This is a genomic window from Nocardiopsis xinjiangensis YIM 90004 (genome assembly GCF_000341145.1).
Taxonomy (GTDB): Bacteria; Actinomycetota; Actinomycetes; order Streptosporangiales; family Streptosporangiaceae; genus Nocardiopsis; species Nocardiopsis xinjiangensis.
In genome coordinates this window covers 1-5,606 of record NZ_ANBE01000070.1, presented here as the reverse complement: position 1 = coordinate 5,606, position 5,606 = coordinate 1, and the positions used below count along the sequence as shown (strand labels likewise).

Here is a 5,606-nt window from a genome sequence, read left to right as displayed (position 1 = left end):
CTGCTCGGGACATGTAAACTCGAAGAGTTGCTCACCGAAACCCACCGGGACCGAGCGGTCCAGGGAAACGGTAGAGTGAAAACCAACGGGCTTCACCCCGATCGGTTTCCCCGAAACCGCCGATTTGGCGGAAAACAGGGAACACTGATAAAGTGAAGACACAACAAAGCAGAGAACGCCTTCCACGGAAGAGCCGACCGGGTCACCGACTCGGAGCTTGTACGGGAAGAGCGGTTGTTTCTTGAGAACTCAACAGCGCGTGTTTGATTTTATTTCAGCCATAGTTTGTTTTGGCCCCGTCACACACGGATCCACGGATCCGAACGTGTGAAGGGTTCCTTTGATTGATCACTTCGCGTGATCGGTCAGGATTTCTTCTAGGTTTACCCGACCAACGTGCTGCCCTCCGGGGCGCCGGGCCGGGTTGTTCGACCTTTATGGAGAGTTTGATCCTGGCTCAGGACGAACGCTGGCGGCGTGCTTAACACATGCAAGTCGAGCGGTAAGGCCCTTCGGGGTACACGAGCGGCGAACGGGTGAGTAACACGTGAGCAACCTGCCCCTGACTCCGGGATAAGCGGTGGAAACGCCGTCTAATACCGGATACGACCCCCCGGCTCATGCCGGAGGGTGGAAAGTTTCTCGGTTGGGGATGGGCTCGCGGCCTATCAGCTTGTTGGTGGGGTAAAGGCCTACCAAGGCGATTACGGGTAGCCGGCCTGAGAGGGTGACCGGCCACACTGGGACTGAGACACGGCCCAGACTCCTGCGGGAGGCAGCAGTGGGGAATCTTGCGCAATGGGCGAAAGCCTGACGCAGCGACGCCGCGTGGGGGATGACGGCCTTCGGGTTGTAAACTCCTTTTACCACTCACGCAGGCCTCCAGTTCTCTGGGGGTTGACGGTAAGTGGGGAATAAGGACCGGCTAACTACGTGCCAGCAGCCGCGGTAATACGTAGGGTCCGAGCGTTGTCCGGAATTATTGGGCGTAAAGAGCTCGTAGGCGGCGTGTCACGTCTGCTGTGAAAGACCGGGGCTCAACCTCGGTTTTGCAGTGGATACGGGCATGCTAGAGGTAGGTAGGGGAGACTGGAATTCCTGGTGTAGCGGTGGAATGCGCAGATATCAGGAGGAACACCGGTGGCGAAGGCGGGTCTCTGGGCCTTACCTGACGCTGAGGAGCGAAAGCATGGGTAGCGAACAGGATTAGATACCCTGGTAGTCCATGCCGTAAACGATGGGCGCTAGGTGTGGGGACTTTCCACGGTTTCCGCGCCGTAGCTAACGCATTAAGCGCCCCGCCTGGGGAGTACGGCCGCAAGGCTAAAACTCAAAGGAATTGACGGGGGCCCGCACAAGCGGCGGAGCATGTTGCTTAATTCGACGCAACGCGAAGAACCTTACCAAGGTTTGACATCACCCGTGGACCTGCAGAGATGTGGGGTCATTTAGTTGGTGGGTGACAGGTGGTGCATGGCTGTCGTCAGCTCGTGTCGTGAGATGTTGGGTTAAGTCCCGTAACGAGCGCAACCCTTGTTCCATGTTGCCAGCACGTAGTGGTGGGGACTCATGGGAGACTGCCGGGGTCAACTCGGAGGAAGGTGGGGACGACGTCAAGTCATCATGCCCCTTATGTCTTGGGCTGCAAACATGCTACAATGGCCGGTACAGAGGGCGTGCGATGCCGTAAGGTGGAGCGAATCCCTAAAAGCCGGTCTCAGTTCGGATTGGGGTCTGCAACTCGACCCCATGAAGGTGGAGTCGCTAGTAATCGCGGATCAGCAACGCCGCGGTGAATACGTTCCCGGGCCTTGTACACACCGCCCGTCACGTCATGAAAGTCGGCAACACCCGAAACTTGCGGCCCAACCCCTTGTGGGAGGGAGTGAGTGAAGGTGGGGCTGGCGATTGGGACGAAGTCGTAACAAGGTAGCCGTACCGGAAGGTGCGGCTGGATCACCTCCTTTCTAAGGAGTCTTTTTCAGGTCGGCGTTTCCTATGGCCGGCCGGACTCGAAAGTGGACCCGGCAATCCTTCGGGATTGTTNTCTTTTTCAGGTCGGCGTTTCCTATGGCCGGCCGGACTCGAAAGTGGACCCGGGAGCTCGTTGGAGCTCTCTGGGATGGTTGTTATAAGATCAGGCTTTGCCCTGGGGTTTCTAGAAGGCCCCGGGGGCGCGCTGTTGGGTGTCTGAGGAAGCAGCCCTGGACCTTTGCGGGTTCTGGTTGTTTTCTGCGGACCACTGCCCTGAACTCCCGGGTTTTCCGGTGTGAGGTAGGGGTGTTCGTGGTTGGTGTTTTGACTTGTGAATAGTGTGCGCGAGCATCTTGTTATCTGTAGTGGCCAAGTGATTGTGGCATACGGTGGATGCCTTGGCACCAGGCGCCGATGAAGGACGTGGGAGACTGCGATAGTCCACGGGGAGTTGTCAACCGAGCTTTGATCCGTGGGTGTCCGAATGGGGAAACCTAGCCCGAGTTGTGTCGGGTTGCTGCTGTCTGAATGTATAGGACAGTTGGTGGTGACGCGGGGAAGTGAAACATCTCAGTACCCGCAGGAAGAGTAGACAACAGTGATTTCCTCAGTAGTGGTGAGCGAACGGGAAAGAGGCTAAACCGCACGCGTGTGAGAGACGGCAGTCGTTGCGTGTGCGGGGTTGTGGGGTGCATCTGTCCGGGTCTGTCGGCCCGGAGCGTTGGTGGTTCTTTTAGCTGAAGCCGTTGGGAAGCGGTACCGGAGTGGGTGAGAGTCCCGTAGGTGAAGGAAGAGCCCAGACGTTGGTGTATACCCGAGTAGCGCGGAGCTCGAGGAATTCCGTGTGAATCTGGCAGGACCACCTGTCAAGCCAAAATACGTCCTGGTGACCGATAGTGCACTAGTACCGTGAGGGAAAGGTGAAAAGTGCCCCGGTGAGGGGTCGTGAAATAGTACCTGAAACCGTGTGCTGTCAAGCCGTCAGAGCTGGTCCTTGTGGCTGGTGATGGCGTGCCTTTTGAAGAATGAGCCTGCGAGTCATGGTGTGTGGCGAGGTTAACCCGTGTGGGGTAGCCGTAGGGAAACCGAGTCTGAAGAGGGCGTTGGAGTCGCATGCTGTGGACCCGAAGCGGAGTGATCTACCCATGTCCAGGGTGAAGCGGGGGTAAGACCTCGTGGAGGCCCGAACCCACCAGGGTTGAAAACCTGGGGGATGAGGTGTGGGTAGGGGTGAAAGGCCAATCAAACTCCGTGATAGCTGGTTCTCCCCGAAATGCATTTAGGTGCAGCGTCGCGTGTTTCTTGCTGGAGGTAGAGCTACTGTTTGGCTGATGGGCCCGACCAGGTTACTGACGTCAGACAAACTCCGAATGCCGGTGAAGTGAAGCGTGGCAGTGAGACTGCGGGGGATAAGCTTCGTATGTCGAGAGGGAAACAGCCCAGATCATCAGCTAAGGCCCCTAAGCGTGTGCTAAGTGGTAAAGGTTGTGGAGTTGCCCAGACAACCAGGAGGTTGGCTTAGAAGCAGCCATCCTTTAAAGAGTGCGTAATAGCTCACTGGTCAAGTGGTTCTGCGCCGATAATGTAGCGGGGCTGAAGTACACCGCCGAAGCTGTGGAGCCCAACTTTGTTGGGTTGGTAGGGGAGCGTCGTGCATCCGGTGAAGCCGCCGAGTGATCGAGTGGTGGAGGGTGTGCGAGTGAGAATGCAGGCATGAGTAGCGAGAGCAGCGTGAGAAACGTTGCCGCCGATTGACTAAGGGTTCCTGGGGCAGGTTAATCCGCCCAGGGTGAGTCTGGACCTAAGGCGAGGCCGACAGGCGTAGTCGATGGAGAACGGGTTGATATTCCCGTACCCGTGCACGAGCGTNTCTGGTTCTGTGCTGGTCTGGGAACCGATCTTGTAGTAGGCAAGTGATGGGGTGACGCAGGAGGGTAGCTCTACCCGGCGATGGTTGTCCGGGGGTAAGCGTGTAGGCCGGTGTGTTGGTAAATCCGCATGCTGTGTGGCTGAGACGTGATGCCGAGCCGTTTTTGGTGAAGTGAGTGATCCCATGCTGCCGAGAAAAGCCTCTAGCGAGTTCGTGTGTGGCCAGTACCCTAAACCGACGCAGGTGGTCAGGTAGAGAATACCGAGGCGTTCGGGTGAACCATGGTTAAGGAACTCGGCAAATTGTCCCCGTAACTTTGGGAGAAGGGGAGCCCTGTCTGGTGAAGGCCTGTGCGGCTGGAGCTGGGTGGGGTCGCAGATAGCGGGGGGAAGCGACTGTTTATTAAAAACACAGGTCCGTGCGAAGTCGTAAGACGCTGTATACGGACTGACGCCTGCCCGGTGCTGGAACGTTAAGAGGACTGGTTAGTGGGGTTCGCCCTGCGAAGCTGGGAATCTAAGCGCCAGTAAACGGCGGTGGTAACTATAACCATCCTAAGGTAGCGAAATTCCTTGTCGGGTAAGTTCCGACCTGCACGAATGGCGTAACGACTTCCCCACTGTCTCAACCATGGACCCGGTGAAATTGCACTACGAGTAAAGATGCTCGTTTCGCGCAGCAGGACGGAAAGACCCCGGGACCTTCACTATAGCTTGACATTGGTGTTTGGGATGGTTTGTGTAGGATAGGTGGGAGCTGTTGATATCGCCACGCCAGTGGTGATGGAGGCGTTGGTGAAATACCACTCTGACTGTTTCGGGCATCTAACCTTGGGCCGTGATCCGGTTCGGGGACAGTGTCTGGTGGGTAGTTTAACTGGGGCGGTTGCCTCCTAAAGAGTAACGGAGGCGCCCAAAGGTTCCCTCAGCTTGGTTGGTAACCAGGTGTTGAGTGTAAGTGCACAAGGGAGCTTGACTGTGAGACGGACGTGTCGAGCAGGAGCGAAAGCTGGGACTAGTGATCCGGCACCGGCGTGTGGAAGCGGTGTCGCTCAACGGCTAAAAGGTACCCCGGGGATAACAGGCTGATCTTCCCCAAGAGTCCGTATCGACGGGATGGTTTGGCACCTCGATGTCGGCTCGTCGCATCCTGGGGCTGGAGTTGGTCCCAAGGGTTGGGCTGTTCGCCCATTAAAGCGGCACGCGAGCTGGGTTTAGAACGTCGTGAGACAGTTCGGTCCCTATCCGCTGCGCGCGTTGGAGACTTGAGAAGGGCTGTCCCTAGTACGAGAGGACCGGGACGGACGTACCTCTGGTGTGCCAGTTGTTCTGCCAAGGGCATGGCTGGTTTGCTACGTGCGGGAGAGATAACCGCTGAAAGCATCTAAGCGGGAAGCTTGCTTCGAGATGAGGTCTCCTGCCTCCTTGAGAGGGTAAGACCCCCTGTAGATGACGGGGTTGATAGGCCGGGTGTGGAAGCCTTGTGAGGGGTGGAGCTGACCGGTACTAATAGGTCGAGGGCTTGTCCGCTGCAGATAATTGGGTGCTCGCGCATGCTTGTTCACTATGGTTTTCCCGTGGTCTGACTGTGTTGTCGGGTCGTGGGTGTTGGTTTCCGTGGTGGTTATGGTGGGAGGGTCACACCCGGTCTCATTCCGAACCCGGTCGTTAAGTCTCCTTGCGCTGATGGTACTGCCCTGTGGTGGGGTGGGAGAGTAGGTTGCTGCCACGGTTTTTTGTTGGGGAGGGGTCGCTCTTGTGGG

General features: G+C 57.3%; 3 rRNA genes. All 3 read left to right on the top strand.

Annotation, left to right across the window (positions count from 1 at the left end):
- The first annotated feature begins 434 nt into the window (after nucleotides 1-434).
- Nucleotides 435-1,967: ribosomal RNA gene (locus tag D473_RS0123705) — 16S ribosomal RNA — on the top strand.
- A gap of 373 nt (nucleotides 1,968-2,340) precedes the next feature.
- Nucleotides 2,341-5,374 (top strand): 23S ribosomal RNA (locus tag D473_RS0123700).
- Nucleotides 5,375-5,459: 85 nt separating this feature from the next.
- Nucleotides 5,460-5,575 (top strand): 5S ribosomal RNA (rrf, locus tag D473_RS0123695).
- Together the 16S, 23S and 5S rRNA genes form the textbook arrangement of a ribosomal RNA operon.
- Nucleotides 5,576-5,606 lie beyond the last annotated feature (31 nt).